We start from the raw sequence: 17,206 nt of genomic DNA, 5'->3' as shown, positions 1-17,206 counted from the left end.
AGAGGCGAATTAGTTCATACCGTATTTCTTAAGCTTCTTACGAAGAGTACCGCGGTTGATACCCATCATTGTTGCTGCGCGAGTTTGGTTACCGCGAGTGTACTGCATGATGGTGTCTAGTAGCGGCTGTTCAACTTCCGCTAGAACTAGTTCATACAATTCAGTGACGTCTTGACCATTTAATTGAGCAAGGTAGTTCTTTAAAGACGCTTTTACAGAGTCACGTAGCGGCTTCTGTGTGATTTGGTCTGAAGATGTTACTGTAGTAACTGTCAATGGTTCTGAAGTCAAATTTTGTTCGAACATAATCGGTTTAGCTCTTCTCGTAATTATGATGCAACGTTGTCAAAATAACCTTGCAATGCGTCGAGCTGTTCATTTGCAGCCTCAATCGCGTTGAAGGTACGGCGGAACTCACTCGCCTGTTCATGTTCCTTTAGATACCAGCCAACATGCTTACGCGCGATGCGTGGACCTAAAAACTCACCATAAAACTGGTGAAGTGCTTGAACATGACCAAGCAAAATACCCTGCACATCCGAAGTCGGGCGCTCAGGCATCAGTGTGCCGTTTTCCAAGTAATGTTGGATTTCCTCGAAAATCCATGGCCGTCCTTGGGCCGGACGTCCAATCATCAAAGCGTCTGCACCAGTGTAATCCAGTACATATTTCGCTTTCTCTGGGCTATCGATATCACCGTTAGCGATAACCGGTATAGAGACAGCTTCTTTTACCGCTTTGATGCTGTCGTATTCTGCCTCGCCTTTGTACATGCAGGTACGAGTTCGACCATGAAGGGCGAGCGCCTGTATGCCGCAGTCTTCGGCTAGTTTTGCAATTTGGACACAGTTTTTATTGTCTGTATCCCAACCTGTACGGGTTTTTAATGTCACAGGGACATCGACGGCATCGACTACGGTGCGCAGAATATCTTCAATGATATCTGGGTACTTAAGCAGAGCAGAACCCGCCAGTTTTTTATTCACTTTTTTAGCAGGGCAGCCCATGTTGATGTCGATGATTTGTGCACCGTTTTCAACACTGAACTGTGCCGCTTCCGCCATAAGCGTTGGATCGGCACCTGCTATTTGCACTGAACGAATACCTGATTCGCCCTCGTGCACCATGCGCTGCTGTGACTTGGCTGTTTTCCACAGTTTCGGGTTTGAGGACATCATTTCACTGACGGCCATACCGGCACCGTAACGAAGGCACAACTCACGGAACGGTCTATCGGTAACACCCGCCATGGGTGCGACAATGAGGTTGTTCTTAAGTTGGTATTGTCCGATTTTCAAAACATCGCCACAGGTTTACACAAGCAAGGGCGCGCATTTTACGCATTTTTTCGGTGTGTGAAAAGACTAATATTTGAGCATTTACAATTTGTTTCTGCAAATTGTCGCATTTTCAGTCGCTTAGTACTAAAAGTATTCCTTTTAGAGCAAAAATAGCAGTGTTTTTGGCTCCTAAAACACTGCTATTTAAACGAGAGTGGTTATTTTTTGCCCGAGATGCGACACCACTCGTTCAGTTCAACGATAGGGTCAATGCTCATATCATCGCGGTAGTAGTTCGCCACGTCTTCTGCTTGGGTATCTAGCACGCCTGACATCGCGAGTTCACCACCTGGCTTAATGAGCCCTTTGATGATGCCAGACAGGTCGCGAAGCGGGCCTGCAAGAATGTTGGCAACGACCACATCGGCAATCAGGCCTTCTGGCTGATCTTGTGGCAGGAATAGCTCTAACTGGTCTGCTACGCCATTGCGCTGCGCGTTGTCTTTTGACGCAACCAGAGCTTGAGGATCAATGTCGATCCCGATGACTTTTGCAGCGCCAAGTTTGATCGCGGCAATCGCTAGGATCCCTGAGCCACAGCCAAAATCGATGACCGTTTTTCCCTCAAGGTTGAGCGACTCAAGCCACTCTAGACAAAGCGCTGTCGTTGGGTGAGTGCCGGTACCGAATGCTAGACCAGGGTCAAGCATCACATTGACGGCATCGGGTTCTGGCACATCGCGCCAGCTTGGGCAGATCCACAAACGTTCACCAAACTTCATTGGGTGGAAGTTCTCCATCCACTCACGTTCCCAGTCCTTGTCTTCTAGCTGCTCGACTTTATGAGCGAAACCTTCCGGTAGCATATTGCTGCCTTTAATTGTCTCAACCACCCATTTGGTGTCTGCTTCGGCATCGTATAGTGCGACGATATCAGTATCGCCCCATAAACGGGTCTCACCAGGCAGCGGCTCAAATACAGGCGTATCGTGCGCATCTAGGAAAGTGACAGACAGTGCGCCCGTTTCTTCCATCAGCATGTCGCCGATTTGCTCTGCATTTTCATTGGTCGCGTTGAGTTTAATTTGAATCCAAGGCATAAGTTGGGTCCTAGCAAGGTGAATTTTGCGCAGAGTGTAGCAGATTCACTGACACTGAGCATAAAAAAACCCGCCGTGGCGGGTTTTTCTCAAGAGGGAAGTGATTAGCTCAGGCCAAGCTTCTTCTCTAGGTAATGAATGTTAGCACCGCCGTGTTGGAAGTTCTCATCATTCATGATCGCTTCTTGTAGAGGAATGTTGGTCTTGATGCCTTCAATGAACATCTCACCCAGTGCATTCTTCATTCGAGCAATCGCTACATCACGGTTCTCACCGAAAGTAATCAGCTTACCGACCATTGAATCGTAGTGCGGTGGTACTGTGTAGCCCGTGTAGATGTGCGATTCCCAACGAACGCCCATACCGCCCGGCGCGTGGAAGCGGGTGATGGTACCTGGACATGGTAGGAAGCGCTCAGGATCTTCCGCGTTGATACGACATTCAATCGCATGACCACGCAGTTTGATGTCATCCTGAGTGAACGACAGTGGTTGGCCTGCTGCAACGCGTAGCTGCTCTTTGATTAGGTCAACGCCAGTCACCATCTCTGTTACTGGGTGCTCTACCTGAATACGCGTGTTCATTTCGATGAAGTAGAACTCGCCGTTTTCGTATAGGAACTCAAACGTACCTGCGCCGCGGTAACCGATTTCGAGACATGCACGAGTACAGCGTTCACCGATGTACTTACGCATCTCTTCAGTGATGCCTGGGGCTGGAGCTTCTTCAACAACCTTTTGGTGACGACGCTGCATTGAACAGTCACGTTCACCTAGGTGGATAGCACCGCCTTGACCGTCTGCGATAACCTGTACTTCAACGTGACGAGGGTTTTCTAGGAATTTCTCCATGTAAACAATGTCGTTGTTGAAAGCAGCTTTTGCTTCTGCACGTGTCATGGCAATGGATTCGACTAACTCAGCTTCGCTGCGAACAACACGCATACCGCGACCACCGCCACCACCAGAGGCTTTGATGATAACTGGGTAGCCAATGCGCTTGGCGTGCGCTTTGTTCTTCGCTTCATCGTCGTCTAGTGGGCCGTCTGAACCAGGCACACATGGTACGCCCGCTTTTTTCATTGCTGTGATAGCCGATACTTTGTCGCCCATCATGCGAATAGTGTCCGCTTTTGGACCAATGAAGATGAATCCAGAACGCTCGACTTGCTCTGCAAAATCAGCGTTCTCAGAGAGGAAACCGTAACCAGGGTGGATCGCCACGGCACCTGTCACTTCAGCTGCTGAGATGATGCGTGGGATATTTAGGTAGCTATCAATACCGCGAGCTGGACCAATACAGATGGCTTCATCAGCAAGCAATACGTGCTTAAGGTCGCGGTCCGCTGTTGAGTGAACAGCAACCGTCTTGATACCTAGCTCTTTACAAGCGCGCAAAATACGAAGTGCAATTTCACCTCGGTTTGCGATAACGACTTTATCTAACATAGTCAAAGCCCCGCTTATTCGATGATAACTAGCGGTTGATCGAATTCTACTGCTTGACCATCTTCAGCTAGGATAGCGGTAACAACACCAGACTTGTCTGCTTCAATCTGGTTCATCATCTTCATTGCTTCAACGATACAGATAGTATCGCCAGCGCTCACTGATTGACCAACTTCAACAAATGGTTTTGAGTCAGGACTTGGCGCACGGTAGAAGCTACCAACCATTGGAGAAAGAACTTGGTGGCCAGCGGGTACTGCCGGTGCAGCTTCTTCAGCCGCAACAGGTGCTGCTGGAGCTGCAGCCGGCGCTGCTACTGGAGCAGGCGCTGCTGCGTACTGAACAGGTGCAGGTGCCGCAGCTGGGCTGTTTCGGCTGATGCGTACTGATTCTTCACCTTCAGAAATTTCTAGCTCAGCGATGCCAGACTCTTCAACCAGTTCAATTAGCTTCTTAATTTTACGAATATCCATGTTTCTTTCTCTTCGTCTTGTGAGTAAGACGGCTTTGCATTAAGCCGTAGAGTATTTGGTTAGTTTGCTTTTAGTGCCTTGATGGCCGCTGAAAGCGCAAATTCATAGCCTTGTGGACCTAATCCGCAAATCACCCCTTGCGCCACATCGGACAGATAAGAGTGATGACGAAAGGCCTCTCGGGCATGAACGTTTGATAAGTGCACTTCGATAAACGGGATTGATACTCCCAGCAAGGCATCACGCAGTGCCACGCTAGTATGAGTAAACGCTGCTGGGTTGATGATGATAAAATCGGTATTCCCAAATGCCGCGTGGATGGCCTCAATCAGTTCATATTCACGGTTAGATTGAAGATGGGACAGCTCGATGTCGGCTTTTGCCGCTTGCTTTTCTAAGTTATCAACAATTTGTGAGAGTGTTTCACTGCCGTAATGTCCCGGCTCTCTGACACCTAAAAGGTTAAGATTTGGGCCATTTAAAACTAGAATTCGAGACTTTGCTGTCATATTGTCGCCATCTTCGGTTAACGTGAAATAAACGGGGTTTATCCCAAGTTTACATAAAAATAGGAGCGGCTGAGAAGCTCATTTAGCTCGTATTTTTAAAAATTGACCAAGATTATAGCTAATTCACAACATTTAGCAGCAATTTACTGGTCTAATCACCTGTAGTCTGGCAGAAAATTTGCAGCACAGAGCACATTTTGACAAGCTGCTGAAAAAACCTGAAACAAAAAAGCCGCCCAATCCAGGGCGGCTTGTTATCAAGTTGCAAAAGAGTCATTAAGCGAGTTCGGCTTTTTCGGCAATCAGCTTGTCGACCACGCTTGGGTCAGCCAGTGTTGACGTATCGCCTAGATTGCTCGTATCACCGGTTGCAATCTTACGTAGGATACGACGCATGATTTTGCCTGAACGAGTCTTAGGCAGCGCATCGGTCCAGTGCAGCACGTCTGGTGTAGCGATAGGGCCGATTTCTTTGCGAACCCAATCTTTCACTTCTTTATGTAGCTCCGCAGATGGGAACTCACCATCATTTAGCGTGATGTAGGCATAGATGGCCTGACCTTTAATATCGTGTGGGATACCGACGATAGCCGCTTCCGCTATTTTATCGAATGCTACTAATGCTGATTCAATCTCAGCGGTACCCATACGGTGACCAGACACATTCAGTACGTCATCGACACGGCCTGTGATCCAGTAGTAGCCATCTTCATCGCGGCGTGCGCCGTCACCGGTAAAGTACATGCCTTTGAAGGTAGAGAAGTAAGTCTGCTCAAAGCGCTCATGGTCACCATAAACGGTGCGCATTTGCCCTGGCCATGAATCAAGGATGACGAGGTTACCTTCTGTCGCACCATCGACAATGTTGCCCATATTATCGACCAGTGCAGGTTGCACACCGAAGAATGGGCGAGTTGCCGAGCCTGGTTTGAGCTCTGTGGCTCCCGGAAGTGGAGTAATCAAGATACCGCCTGTCTCTGTCTGCCACCAGGTGTCAACGATAGGTGATTGCTCATTACCGATAGTTTTGTAATACCATTCCCAAGCTTCTGGGTTGATAGGTTCGCCAACTGAACCCATGATGCGTAGGCTGTCGCGAGAAGTGCCTTTAACCGCTTCATCGCCCTTCGCCATTAAAGCGCGAATTGCCGTCGGTGCAGTGTAAAGGATATTCACTTGGTGTTTGTCGACCACTTCGCTCATACGGCTAGTATTTGGGTAATTTGGCACACCTTCAAACAAAATGGTCTTAGCACCATTGGCAAGTGGCCCGTATATGAGGTAAGTGTGGCCGGTGATCCAACCCACGTCCGCGGTACACCAGAAGGTTTCACCCGGCTGGTAATCGAACACGTACTTGAAGGTCATGGTCGCATAAACTAGGTAACCACCGGTGGTGTGCATCACCCCTTTAGGTTTACCTGTCGAGCCTGATGTATAAAGAATGAATAATGGATCTTCAGCGTTCATTTCTTCTGGAGGACATACTTCAGATGCATTTGCTGTCGCTTCATGCCACCACACATCACGATGCTCATGCCAAGCCACATCGCCACCAGTGCGCTTAAGCACCATGACTTTAGAGATGGTTTTCACTTCTGGGTTAGTTAGTGCTTCATCGACATTCTTTTTCAGCGGCACCGCACGGCCGCCGCGAACGCCTTCATCGGCAGTGATAACGACCTTAGCGTCTGAATCGATAATACGGCCAGACAGTGCTTCAGGAGAGAAACCGCCAAATACCACAGTATGCACTGCGCCAATACGGGTACACGCGAGCATCGCGACTGCCGCTTCTGGCACCATGGGCATGTAAAGACAAACCACATCACCTTTGTTTACGCCTTGAGCCTTAAGCGCATTGGAGAACTTACACACCTCTTTGTGCAGTTCGTTAAAGGTTAGAGTCTTGTCGTCTGCTGGATCATCGCCTTCCCAAATGATGGCAACGTCGTCGCCGCGCTCTGCGAGGTGGCGGTCAATACAGTTGGCTGAGACGTTTAGGGTGCCATCTTCAAACCAGCGAATGTCGACGTGGCCAGTGTCAAAAGAAGTTTGCTTGACCTTAGTGAATGGTTTAATCCAGTCAACGATTTTACCGTGTTCGCCCCAGAACCCTTCTGGATCCGAGACAGACTGTTGATACATGGATAGATAAGTGTCGTTATCCGCGTGGGTGTTGGCTTTAATGTTTTCTTTTACCGGATAGACATGAACTTCACTCATTGATTCTCTCCTTTGAATTGAGCTTAGCGGGCTAGGGCTGAACTAGGTCGTGTATTAACTCTCGGCTAGTTCGCTGCAATGAGCAATTAGACTTTAGGCGTACTGAATAAAAATCGAACTAAATTAATGGCTTAGATTGGTTGTGTAATGAGATCTTGGTCGCAGTTCTCGCGATTTTAGTTCTGAGGTCGAAATGGCGGCAATGTGCCTCGGGTCAGTTTTAGGTACACCATGGCGGCCGCTTTAGCATCTTCCAATGCGTCGTGTTTGTGATAATTGGGGATCTGTAAATGACGGCAGATGGCTTCTAGGCTCAAGTCAAAGTAGCCATTGGGTAGCAATTTCAGCAGTTGATCGTTATAGATCTGACTGACCTCAACCAGCGCGTTTGGCAATGGAAATCCTAAGTGCTTTTTGCAGGCGCGATCGAGGATCTTTTTGTCGTAACGGATGTGGTAGCCAACGAGAGGGCGATTGCCAATAAACTGTATCAGCGCCTTGATCGCTTGCTGCTCGCTGATGCCGTGCTTGAGGTCGTCATGGCGAATATGATGAATTTTGATTGAATCCTCATCGAGGGTCTTTGGTGCTGACAGACGTACTTCAAATGGGGCACTGGTAATGATGCGATTATCGATGATTTTTGTTGCTGCAATGGTGACAATGTCGGCCACATTGGGGTCGAGACTGGTGGTCTCACAATCGAGCGATACAAACTCATCGGGTTCGGGTTTGCTGAACAAACCTTGGTAAGGTGTGCCTTTTGTCCGATAGCGCCAATAGGCTCTGGTGATAATATTCATGTTTCACCTCACTACTTTAGTGGCGAATTTGATAGTGATAACCCAACCACTGCTTGAACTTCTTCACCACATGTAAACCATGTCTAAGTAGATCTCGCTCGGGCCGCTCCAGCACATCCAACTGTATGGCGTTACTAATGTCATGGTGGGAGAGCTGCTGCTGAAGACGAAGTTTAAACAGGTGCTTGAGTGCCTCAGATAAGTTCTCTGCAGTCGCCTGCTCTAAGACTCGTTTTGCCACCAGCTGGTCGATGCGATCAAAGGTGTTGGTCGCATCAATGGCATATTCCATGCTTAGTGCTCTGACGCCATGTACGATAGGGAAGATCCCCCCTTGTTTGAGATCCACGCCTTGCTTGGAGCTTTTCACGTTGCCAAATAAGGTCAGTGGCACCGCAAAGTTGAGGGCAGGGCGAGTGAACTCGGTTAGGATCAGCTCTTGTCCTGCCATTTTTTGTTGCAAGTGCTGCTTGACCGGCGTGAGTAAAGCTTCGTTGCCAGCCACCGCTCTGGCATCGGCGAGAATGGCAATCTCCATGACGCTTTCGCTGTTAGCACTGGCGACCAACTCATCAATGCGCTGTTGCCATGCGTCAGTCGTGCGTACCCAATGAGGGTTGCTGACCATGACTTTGCCAGGGCAGAGTGGATAGCCAAGACGCGCGAGAGTGTGGTTGAGTTCATCAAGCACTTTTTGTTGATTCGGCCATTCCAGACCTGGCTCGAAAATGAGGGCATTGTCTTGATCGGTTTTGAGAATTTGCTCTCCGCGCCCTTCAGAGCCCATGACGACTAAGCAGCAGTGATTGTGCATCGCGGGTGGCACCACAAGCTCAAAGGCACGCTCAATGATTTGCTCGTTAACGGCTGAAACCAGCTCCATCATAAATCGGGTGCGGATACCGTTGGTCACAAGGCTGTCGACCAATTGCTGCTGACGATTGGACGCCAACGCCAATTCATCAATACTATTTGCTCGGGCAATGCTGAGTGATAGCACGTGAGAGTGGGTGGAGAACGCACTAAGAATTTGCGTCATATCGAGCATGCCAACGGCTTGGCTGCCTTCACACACCATTAAGCGCTTCACCCGTTGGCGAGTCATGGTCACCATAGCGTTGAACAAAAACTCGTGTTTTTCCACCTGATGCACTGGATAGGTGGCAATGTTGCCAATGGCGGTGTCGCTGCTCAGTTTGTCGAGTACCACGGCGTGGAGCATGTTAGTGCGAGTGACGATGCCATAAGGCGTGGCATTCTTTGTGACGCGAGGGTCATCGCTGGTAAGTTCGATCAGCGCAGCATCCACGCCTTGGCTGAGTAAGGTTTCGGTCACCGTGGTGATCGGCATATCTGCTGGCAAAATCAAGGGCGGATGGTAGATGTCTTCATCGACTTTGGTGAGGATAAACTCGCCTAAATTTTGCTGCTTTTGTGCCTCTTCAATCAATTGTTGGCGTGTCGCCAGGCTAGTGTCGAAGTAGGCGGCGAACTGACCGTTGCTGTGATAAAGCGAGAGAAATACCTCTTTAGGAAGCAGGTAAACCAGCGTGTCTTCTAAGGCGAGGTAATCATGTTTGACGGTCTCACTGAGTATTGCTCTGACATCAAACATATCGTCATAAGTATAGTGAGCGTAGACCTCTTTTTGTTCGCTATCGCGTTCCTCGACGGAGCCTTTGATAATGATATACAGATGGTCGGCATTGCTACCTGCCTTTAGGATGGTGTCTTTGTCTCGATAATAGGCGACATCGAGTGCAGAACGAAGCTCGGTTTGTTGACTGTCACTGAGTCGATCGAAAGGTGGTGACGACATATTGAATTTATCAGGCATACCAGAGCGCTCCATTTTCTCCCATCATGGCTATAGTCTGGCAAATTCGTCGCTAAGCTCCAGACGACTTTAGTCGAACACAGTTAGCGGTGTTTTTCTGAAGGCCTTAACTGCGCAGGATAGGGGGAAATTTACGCTATAGATTAATTCCCTTTTTATGAGCAAGGTCTCGTTGCATAATAGCGCCACTTTTAATCCGCCTATCCTGTTGTAGCAAGGTTCATTGACATGTTAACGCCTTCCCCTTTTGCTTGGGTTTCCCAATATTTATCTGGTTTCTTTTTTGCCTACGGTGTGTATCTACCGTTTTGGGCGTTGTGGTTTGAAGACCAAGGGGTGTCAGCTGCCGATGTTGGCTTATTGATGGGATTGGGCTTTGCCACTCGATGTGTGGCCAATCTGCTTATCACGCCGCGAATCCATAAAGCAGAAAGTCTATTGCCGGCACTTCGCTGGGCGACGTTGGCGTGTACTTTGTTTGTTGCCGCTCACCTAGCTGCAGGACCAAGCTTCGCCATGCTGGCGCTAGTCACTGTGCTGTTTAATTTGAGCTTTGGTCCGGTGGTTCCGTTGTCGGATGCTGCAGCGAACCATTATGCGAACCGGAATATGCTTGATTATGGTCGCACACGTCTCTGGGGTTCGGTGGCATTTATCGCAGGCTCTTCTGTGGTGGGTTATCTTGCTTCTCAATTCGGTGCCAACATGATTGTTTACACCGCGTTGGCTGGCTTTGTTATCTCAATGCTACTAGTGATGCGTAATCCTGCGACCATGCCGGTATCGCAAAGCCATGATGATGAGGCAAGACCGAAGCTTAGCGCGCTACTGAAAGAGGCGTCAGTGATTCGCTTTTTGGTTTTGATTGCTCTTATTCAAGGCAGTCACGCCGCGTACTACAGTTTTAGCTCTATTTATTGGAAAGAAGCAGGTCACCCAGAAAGTCTGATTGGTTACCTGTGGAGCTTGGGCGTAGTATCGGAAGTGCTGCTGTTCGCTTTTAGCAAGAAATGGTTTGCTGGCTGGTCGCTACGCACTCTGTTTGTGATTTCATCAGTGGGCGTGATTGTGCGTTGGGGTTTGACGGCTTCGACGACCGCTGTCGGTGCATTGGTGGTGATTCAGCTTTTGCATGGCGTGACGTTTGCCATCGCGCATATTGCGGCGATCCAGTATATCCAGAAATCAGAAGCGAACAAAATGGTCGCGCTGCAGGCTCTGTATAATGCGATCCCATTAGGCGCGTTCATTGCTCTGATGATGGCAGTGAGTGGTTGGGGCTATGAGAATTGGGGCGCGAATGTGTTCTGGGGTATGGCGGCGATGGGCGTATTGGCGCTGTTTATCAAAGTCGAGCCAGGCAAAAATGGCGTGAAAGATATCCAGGAAAAATCTCAGCCTGAGCCACAGAATTGAGTTACGGAGTTTGAGAAAACTTGTGATAACCCTTTAAATAATAGTTAACGATTTTAAAGGGATATCACTTATGCAAGGATGGATCGTCGTCCCCGTGTCATTGGCCTATTTGGGCATCTTATTTCTTATAGCATGGTACGGGGATAGACAAAAAAAGTGGTTATCCAACTGGCGGCCTTGGGTTTATAGCCTATCCATTGCTGTTTACTGTACCTCTTGGACCTTTTACGGCACCGTCGGTCAGGCCAGCAGTAACCCCTGGGCCTTCTTGCCTATTTATATCGCGCCAATCATCGTTTTTACCTTAGGTTGGCGCGTCATTGCTCGCCTTATCCTTATCGCTAAGCGTGAGCACATCACCTCAATCGCCGACTTTATCGCGGCTCGCTATGGCAAATCTCAAGGCTTAGCGGTTGTGGTTACCCTAATTGCAGTTGCGGGGATCTTACCTTATATCGCACTGCAGTTGCGCGGCATCACCATGGGGCTTGAAGTCGTTGCTCCGGACTTAGCGTCTGAGCTGGGTTATCAAGATAAGCATATCTCTTGGTTTGTGGTTGGTGCGCTGGCGATCTTCACCATGCTGTTTGGTACTCGCCATATTGATAACACTGAGCATCACCGCGGCATGATGATGGCAGTGGCGTTTGAGTCTATCGTTAAGTTAGTGGCTTTTTTGGTGGTTGGGTTTTTCATTCTTTATCTCGCTTGGGAGCGCCCCGACATCAAGCTGACCGAGCTTGCCTCGAGTACCTATCAATCTCCCAATATTCCCACCTTATTGATCCACACGGGTTTGACCATGATGGCGATCGTCTGTTTGCCGCGCCAGTTTCACACCATGGTGGTCGAGAATGAGCGCGCGCAGGACTTGCATACTGCTCGTTGGTTATTCCCAGCTTATTTAGTATTGATGGGGCTATTCGTACTGCCGATTGCTTGGGTAGGGCAAGGGCTATTAATGGGCACCTCACCTGATACGTTCGTGATCAGTATTCCCAAATTTGCCGAAGCAAACAATATTGCTTTGCTAGCCTTTTTGGGAGGCACCTCGGCGGCGAGTGGCATGGTGATAGTATCAACCATTGCACTGGCTATTATGGTGTCTAATGATCTGGTGATGCCATTGCTACTGCGCCGCATCAAGCTGGCGCACCGTTCTCATCGACATCTCTCTGGGCTACTACTGATCATTCGCCGTGCCCTCATTTGTGTGTTGTTATTTGGCGCTTGGCTGTTTTATCAGGCGCTCGATACCATTCACTCGTTATCTGCGATTGGCTTTCTCTCCTTTTCTGCCATCACCCAGTTCGCGCCAGCGTTGATTGGTGGCATGTATTGGCGTTTAGGTAATCGTAAGGGTGTTTATGTTGGTCTGTTTGTCGGTTTCGCCATTTGGTTAATTACCTTGATGAGTGAAACCGGTCTTCTAGCGGGGGATGCGAGTACCAATTTACTACTGCGTATTATCACCCCGCCTGAAATGCTGATCTCCTGGGGCATCGCTAGCTCCGACTGGGGAATGCTGATCTCTGTGGTATTGAACGCGATTTGTTTTGTGGTGATTTCGCTGGCGACGCGCTCTAGTCTGACCGAGCGTCTGCAGTCGGCCTCATTTGTGGGTACGCCGCTACCTGAAAGTGAAAACCTCAGCCTGTATCAAAGCCGCGTGACCGTGGCTGAGCTCGAAATGCTTGCCTCACGTTTTGTAGGGCGCACGCGGGTGCGCAGTGCATTTCGCCATTACTGGAAGCAGCAAGATAATCAGCCACTGCCGAACCAGCAAGCATCCGCCGAGCTTATTAGGCATACCGAGCGTGTCCTCGCCGGGGTATTTGGTGCATCGTCTGCAAAGTTGGTACTGACTTCGGCGCTGCAAGGACGCAATATGCAGTTGGAAGAAGTAGCGACGATTGTCGATGAGGCCTCGGAGCTTTACCACTTTAGCCGTGGCCTGCTTCAGGGGGCGATTGAGCATATTGGTCAAGGCATTGCCGTAGTGGATAAACAACTAAGGTTAGTCGCTTGGAACCGTCGATATTTGGAGTTGTTTAGCTTTCCTTCTGGACTTATCCAAGTCGGGCGACCCATTGCGGATGTGATTCGTCACAACGCTGAACAAGGCCTATGTGGTCCGGGCGATCCCAATGAACATGTACGAAAGCGTATCTTTTACCTTGAGCAAGGATCCCCGCATACCTCATCGCGCGTTCGATCGGATGGCAGCGTGATTGAAGTGCAAGGCAACCCAATGCCAGGTGGCGGTTTTGTGATGAGTTTTACTGACATTACCGTGTTTAGAGAGGCGGAAATGGCGTTGCGTGATGCCAACGAGCGGTTGGAAGAACGTGTCGTAGAGCGAACACACGAGCTTGAGCAACTCAACCAACGTTTGGTATTGGCAACACGTCGCTCAGAATCGGAATCGCAATCGAAAATGCGCTTTTTGGCCGCAGTGAGCCACGATTTGATGCAGCCACTTAATGCTGCGCGTCTGTTTGCTTCCTCGTTGTCAGAGGTCAGTAAAGATGAGGAAGGGCGAAAGCTATCAGGGCATATCGAAAGTGCCCTTGGCGCTGCGGAAGAGCTGATTGGTGACCTATTAGATATTTCACGTTTGGAGTCAGGTAAGCTGCAAACCAATGTTCGCGGTTTTCATCTCTCTGAAGTATTTGAGACATTACAAGCTGAGTTCAGTGCTATCTCGAAAGGCAAGCAGATAGATTTCTCCGTGGTTTCTAGCTCGCTTATCGTTAAATCCGATCCTAAGTTGCTGCGCCGTGTATTGCAGAACTTTTTGACCAATGCGTTTCGCTACAACCCTGAGGGCAAGGTTTTGCTTGGTGCGCGGCGTGTTAATGGTCGAGTACGAATCGATGTATGGGATGACGGTATTGGTATCCCAGAAGACAAGCAGAAAGAGATCTTTAACGAGTTTACACGTGTTGACCAAGCGAGAGCTGATAGGGGCTTGGGGCTTGGGCTCGCGATTTCTCGAGGTATTGCCCGTGTGCTCAATCATCAAATCTCAATGCGCTCTTGGCCAGATCGCGGCAGTGTCTTTTCGATTACGCTCGACTTGGCTAGGGAAGTTGCAGCAGAGCCAGTGAAAGTAGCTGCAACTAGTGACGCTGGACTGAAGCATTTGAAAGTGCTTTGCGTCGACAATGAGCCAGATATTCTAGTTGGAATGGAAACCTTACTGGCTCGTTGGGGCTGCGATGTGCGTACTGCGCTTGATTTGGTTGGCAGTCTTAAACACTTAGACCAAGGATGGGAACCAGACGTCATTCTCTCTGATTACCGACTTGATAATGGTCGTACAGGACTCGAAGTGCTTCAGCAATTTAGATTGCGGGTAGGAGACTCTTTTAAAGGAGTGATCATCAGTGCTGATCGCACCGAGTCGATGCTTGAAGGCATTAAGTCTAATGGTTTTGCGTTTATTGCTAAGCCACTTAAGCCGCTTAAGCTGCGCGCGATTCTCAATCAATCATAACCTCCCTTTGTAAGAGGTGTGCCGTTATCGCGAGAGCTATTGTTTTGGGTGATAAGTGGTGCACCTCTGATGTCTTTACGTAATATCACCGTATCTTTACCTTACTTGACAGACGCTTTACGAATTTCCAACTATTCTTATTCATAAGGAAAGCGATTTTCATGTCGTTACACTTTTGTTGAGACTTAGCTCAATTAATTTGGTGCGTTTAGGTATCTGTTAATCAAGGAAATTTAAGGTTCTAGTACTTAAGTTGACTTTTTTTTGAAATTTATGTGACCTGTGTCGGGTCGTATTGAGTAACAGTGAAGTAGTAAATGCGACGAAATGCGGTCTTTAACTAGAATGAAAATTGTTATGATTCTTGGTTTTGTTTTTATTGCTTTTAATACTTTTTAGGTAGGTCTTCGTAGTAACGAAGGAGTTGGTTGAGCGTTAGGATGTGGTGCGTTCACCTGATTGTTAAGCACTTTAGAGTGCTATTTATGAGGTGTCATTATGAAAAAACTATTATCTCTTGCAGCAGTATTCGCGATGGTTCCAGCGGTATCGTACGCGCAGTTTGATAACATTTACGGTAACGGCGGTGTACATACAGCTGTATACTCGACAGAGGCGGAAGCCATTGCAGAAGGCAATCAAATTATGGAGACGTTATCTAGTACTCCATCTCATGAGCTTGTGTACATTTTGCGTACACCACACAAGAGCTTGAAGCACAACAGCGTAGAAATTTATGACGCCGATGTGAAAGTCAAAACGGTTGCAGCGGCTGACGGCGCATCAATGTATCAAGGTTTCGTTGATGTTGAGTATCGTTTTGCACGTTACGACTAATTTTAATTTTCGCTAGCACGAAATAAAGCCGCTGCAATTGCAGCGGCTTTTTCTATTGTCGTATTGGTAATATTAGTGGTCGTGTGCCGCGCCAGCACCTTTCGGGTAGCGGATAGACTCAACCATTTCTTGTACGTCTTGTGGTACTTCAGCCGTAAACTTGTTGACCACAATAGACACTGTGAAGTTTAGACACATACCTAGAGTACCAATGCCCTCTGGACTGATACCAAATAGCCAGTTGTCTGGTGTGTTTGCTGCAGGGTTTACAAACTTGAAGTAAATGATGTAAGCCGCTGTGAACAAAATACCTGAAAGCATACCGGCGATGGCGCCTTCTTTGTTCATCTTCTTATAGAAGATGCCTAGGATAATCGCAGGGAAGAAGGATGCAGCAGCCAGACCGAAGGCAAAGGCAACAACTTGAGCCACGAAGCCTGGTGGGTTAATACCAAGGTAACCCGCACCGATAACCGCTGCTGCCGCGCCTATCCGAGCATACATGAGCTCCTGTTTATCGGTCATATCGGGTTTAAAGCCTTTCTTGAGCAGGTCATGGGAGACCGCCGTCGAGATAACCAAGAGTAGACCCGCTGCCGTTGATAGTGCCGCTGCCAAACCACCCGCTGCAAGTAGTGCCACTACCCAGTTTGGAAGTTGAGCCAGCTCTGGTGAAGCCAGTACGATGATATCTCGGTTGATCTTCATCTCGTTACGTTCATCACCTGAGTAGAACATACGACCATCGCCGTTCTTATCTTCCCAGCCAACAAGACCCGTGCTTTCCCAGTTCTTATACCAGCTTGGTGCTTCAGTCGCTTGAACGCCTTTCATGTCTGGACCATTAATGGTGTCAATCATGTTAACGCGAGCAAACGCAGCTACTGCTGGAGCAGTTGTGTAAAGTAGAGAGATAAAGACCAGTGCCCAACCTGCTGAGATACGTGCATCTTTTACGCGTGGAACGGTGAAGAAGCGAATGATTACGTGTGGAAGACCTGCTGTACCTACCATAAGTGCTGCACAGATAAAGAACACGTCAACCATACTCTTCGACCCATCGGTATAGGCGGTGAAACCTAATTCCTCGGTGAGTCCATCAAGTTTATCAAGCAGGTAAGTTTCTGAACCGGTGATGGTAGAACCAAAGCCAACTTGTGGGAAGACTGAGCCTGTCATCATCAGAGATGTAAATACAGCGGGTACTAGGAAAGCGAAGATAAGAACACAGTATTGTGCTACCTGAGTATAGGTAATCCCTTTCATGCCACCCATAACCGCGTAGAAGAATACGATGGCCATACCGATGACGATACCAAGGTTAATATCGACTTCTAGGAAGCGAGAGAATACCACGCCTACACCACGCATCTGACCGGCCACATAAGTGAACGAGACAAAGATGGCACAGAATACCGCAACCATACGTGCTGTCTTAGAGTAGTAACGATCGCCAATGAAATCTGGCACGGTGAACTTACCGAATTTACGTAGATAAGGGGCTAAGCAAAGTGCAAGGAGTACGTAACCGCCAGTCCAACCCATTAGGTATACCGCACCATCGTAACCGATGAATGAGATGATACCTGCCATCGAAATAAACGATGCTGCCGACATCCAGTCTGCTGCGGTCGCCATACCGTTTGCAACTGGGTGTACGCCGCCACCTGCGACATAGAACTCACTAGTAGAACCTGCGCGAGCCCAAATTGCGATACCGATATACAACGCAAAGGTGATACCGACCAGAATAAACGTCCAAGTTTGAATATCCATTA

Annotated in this window: 13 protein-coding genes; 3 read left to right on the top strand and 10 right to left on the bottom strand. The window is 48.6% G+C overall.

The features are described from left to right. Window positions 1–9: 9 nt before the first annotated feature. The 9 genes from fis to ACVA6Q_RS21780 all read right to left on the bottom strand — a co-directional run bounded on the left by fis (window position 10) and on the right by ACVA6Q_RS21780 (window position 9,676). Window positions 10–306 carry a DNA-binding transcriptional regulator Fis gene (fis, locus tag ACVA6Q_RS21820; protein ID WP_042478607.1) on the bottom strand — a complete coding sequence of 99 codons (297 nt, stop codon included), beginning with the start codon at window positions 304–306 and terminating at the stop codon, window positions 10–12. A 23-nt stretch (window positions 307–329) separates the two neighbouring features. Beyond that, window positions 330–1,298 (bottom strand): tRNA dihydrouridine synthase DusB, encoded by a 969-nt coding sequence (gene dusB / locus ACVA6Q_RS21815; RefSeq protein ID WP_112462363.1) that lies wholly within the window; start codon window positions 1,296–1,298, stop codon window positions 330–332. Between the two features lie 200 nt (window positions 1,299–1,498). Then, window positions 1,499–2,380 carry a 50S ribosomal protein L11 methyltransferase gene (gene prmA, locus ACVA6Q_RS21810; protein ID WP_353497336.1) on the bottom strand — a complete coding sequence of 294 codons (882 nt, stop codon included), beginning with the start codon at window positions 2,378–2,380 and terminating at the stop codon, window positions 1,499–1,501. Window positions 2,381–2,484: 104 nt separating this feature from the next. Further along, entirely contained in the window at window positions 2,485–3,828 is a 1,344-nt protein-coding gene (accC, locus tag ACVA6Q_RS21805; protein WP_446648923.1) for an acetyl-CoA carboxylase biotin carboxylase subunit, read from the bottom strand. A 14-nt stretch (window positions 3,829–3,842) separates the two neighbouring features. Further along, complete coding sequence (gene accB / locus ACVA6Q_RS21800; protein WP_446648922.1) at window positions 3,843–4,301, bottom strand: acetyl-CoA carboxylase biotin carboxyl carrier protein; 459 nt, start codon at window positions 4,299–4,301, stop codon at window positions 3,843–3,845. Window positions 4,302–4,360: 59 nt separating this feature from the next. After that, complete coding sequence (gene aroQ / locus ACVA6Q_RS21795; RefSeq protein WP_353497333.1) at window positions 4,361–4,810, bottom strand: type II 3-dehydroquinate dehydratase; 450 nt, start codon at window positions 4,808–4,810, stop codon at window positions 4,361–4,363. Between the two features lie 276 nt (window positions 4,811–5,086). Next, window positions 5,087–7,036 (bottom strand): acetate--CoA ligase, encoded by a 1,950-nt coding sequence (acs, locus tag ACVA6Q_RS21790; RefSeq protein WP_446648921.1) that lies wholly within the window; start codon window positions 7,034–7,036, stop codon window positions 5,087–5,089. 176 nt (window positions 7,037–7,212) lie between these two features. Further along, the gene (locus ACVA6Q_RS21785) at window positions 7,213–7,839 is read right to left on the bottom strand and encodes a 3'-5' exonuclease (protein ID WP_446648920.1); all 627 of its coding nucleotides are present in this window, start codon (window positions 7,837–7,839) and stop codon (window positions 7,213–7,215) included. A gap of 16 nt (window positions 7,840–7,855) precedes the next feature. Then, window positions 7,856–9,676, bottom strand: a complete 1,821-nt coding sequence (locus ACVA6Q_RS21780) for a DUF294 nucleotidyltransferase-like domain-containing protein (protein ID WP_353497330.1) — start codon at window positions 9,674–9,676, stop codon at window positions 7,856–7,858. Between the two features lie 228 nt (window positions 9,677–9,904). On the opposite strand from ACVA6Q_RS21780, the gene ACVA6Q_RS21775 reads away from it, so the two are divergent. From ACVA6Q_RS21775 to ACVA6Q_RS21765, 3 genes are all read left to right on the top strand, one after another. Then, window positions 9,905–11,092 carry a 3-phenylpropionate MFS transporter gene (locus ACVA6Q_RS21775; protein ID WP_446648919.1) on the top strand — a complete coding sequence of 396 codons (1,188 nt, stop codon included), beginning with the start codon at window positions 9,905–9,907 and terminating at the stop codon, window positions 11,090–11,092. A gap of 70 nt (window positions 11,093–11,162) precedes the next feature. Beyond that, window positions 11,163–14,591, top strand: coding sequence for a PAS domain-containing hybrid sensor histidine kinase/response regulator (locus ACVA6Q_RS21770; RefSeq protein WP_446648918.1), 3,429 nt, complete (start codon window positions 11,163–11,165; stop codon window positions 14,589–14,591). Between the two features lie 498 nt (window positions 14,592–15,089). After that, the gene (locus tag ACVA6Q_RS21765; RefSeq protein WP_446648917.1) at window positions 15,090–15,428 is read left to right on the top strand and encodes a DUF3316 domain-containing protein; all 339 of its coding nucleotides are present in this window, start codon (window positions 15,090–15,092) and stop codon (window positions 15,426–15,428) included. 72 nt (window positions 15,429–15,500) lie between these two features. Here ACVA6Q_RS21765 and ACVA6Q_RS21760 read toward each other — a convergent pair whose 3' ends face one another. Further along, complete coding sequence (locus ACVA6Q_RS21760; protein ID WP_446648916.1) at window positions 15,501–17,204, bottom strand: sodium:solute symporter family protein; 1,704 nt, start codon at window positions 17,202–17,204, stop codon at window positions 15,501–15,503. Between the last annotated feature and the right edge of the window lie 2 nt (window positions 17,205–17,206).

Source organism: Vibrio sp. DNB22_10_4 (genome assembly GCF_052879755.1).
This window is presented reverse-complemented; position numbering and strand designations above follow the sequence as displayed.